Origin of the sequence: Sphaerochaeta sp. S2, assembly GCF_016406725.1 — a bacterium.
GTDB lineage: Bacteria > Spirochaetota > Spirochaetia > Sphaerochaetales > Sphaerochaetaceae > Sphaerochaeta.
On record NZ_JAEKNT010000217.1, the window covers coordinates 1 to 1374 of the forward strand.

At 34.9% G+C, this 1374-nt stretch carries 1 protein-coding gene; it reads right to left on the reverse strand.

The genetic code is table 11. The annotated features are described in order from the left end of the window. Positions 1–67 precede the first annotated feature (67 nt). A complete protein-coding gene (locus JF818_RS06055) occupies positions 68–835 on the reverse strand; it encodes an AAA family ATPase (protein WP_198891107.1) in 768 nt (255 codons plus the stop codon). Between the last annotated feature and the right edge of the window lie 539 nt (positions 836–1374).

Here is a 1374-nt window from a genome sequence, read left to right on the forward strand (position 1 = left end):
GATTGATTCCTATTTGCGAAGGTTGCGTCCATGTAGAAATTCTATAATTTCCCACATGGATGAATTGTCAAGGTTTCGTTATACGATTTCTTGTGCAGTTGAAAGTGATATATTTTTGAGAAAGGATGGGAACAGTAGCACTAATGACAGAAATCCCTGATTTAGCCCTCTTAAGTTCTTGCATCTTATTTTCGAAATTGATTAATAGCTCGTATTTAGACTCTTTTGGCCTTAATTCCATGAATTGTTGATATGTATCTTCTGCAACTCGAGTGTTCTGCCTTCCCTCCTTAATAATCTTGTCTCGTCCCGCCCAGTTATTATCACCTTTAAGATTATTTAGAATTTCATCTAAATAGAATTTTGGCGAATTCACATCTGTTCTATCATTATATTTATCTACGAGATTCTTCTGTTTTTCATACTCATCGGTTGCTTTAGCTTTTTCAATTTCCGCTTCTTCTAGCTTCTCAGTTAAGTCTACTTGTTTGCCCAACATAATGATTGTATCTAAGTGGTCATTTTGAAGCTTGACATTGTTGTTAACAAAATCTTCATCAAATACAAAGATTCTATTCTTCTCGTTTTCACTTAAGTCAATCACCAATCCATTATCATCTTTGCATGTTACTTTCAAATCCACTAATTCCTGCTCTCCTTTAAGTACTCGGAATCCTTTGGCAATTGTGCTTTTACCAGACCCATTCCGCCCATAAAGGAGAGTGCCTTTTATAGTTTTAATTTTATTCCCATCATGTGGGTTAAAGAGAGGTAGCTCTGTTGGAGCTATGAAGTTTGCACCTTCAACATTTAAAGAAACCAAGTCACTCAACATTTTAATCATCCTCTCTTATTCAAAAATATATCACTTTCAACTGCACAAGAAATCGTATAACGAAACCTTGACAATTCATCCATGTGGGAAATTATAGAATTTCTACATGGACGCAACCTTCGCAAATAGGAATCAATCAGGAACAATGTAAGCTCTTTGGGGGGTATTGGTTGATTTGTTAATCCGAATTATAACACGAACTCATTGAAATAAAAGTATTTTATTCAGATATTTTTTCCATACAACTCATTACATCTGAATCTCTTATATCATCCAAAGAATATGCTAATTTCTCGTCATAGTTAATATCATATGATAAATATCTACCACTCATTTGCAAGATATGTGTTACAGGGGCTTTTTCTGCTCACTTTTTGGTTTTACTGGTTCAGTATTGGGAAGCACATACATCTACCCCCTAAATTGTTGAGAAAGATACTCACTTAACAGCAGCCTCTGCTTGGTAGAGATATTTGAAAAATACGCAAGTGATTTAAGGGGATCGGGAAACTAAGAAATATTGTCATCCTCCACCATTT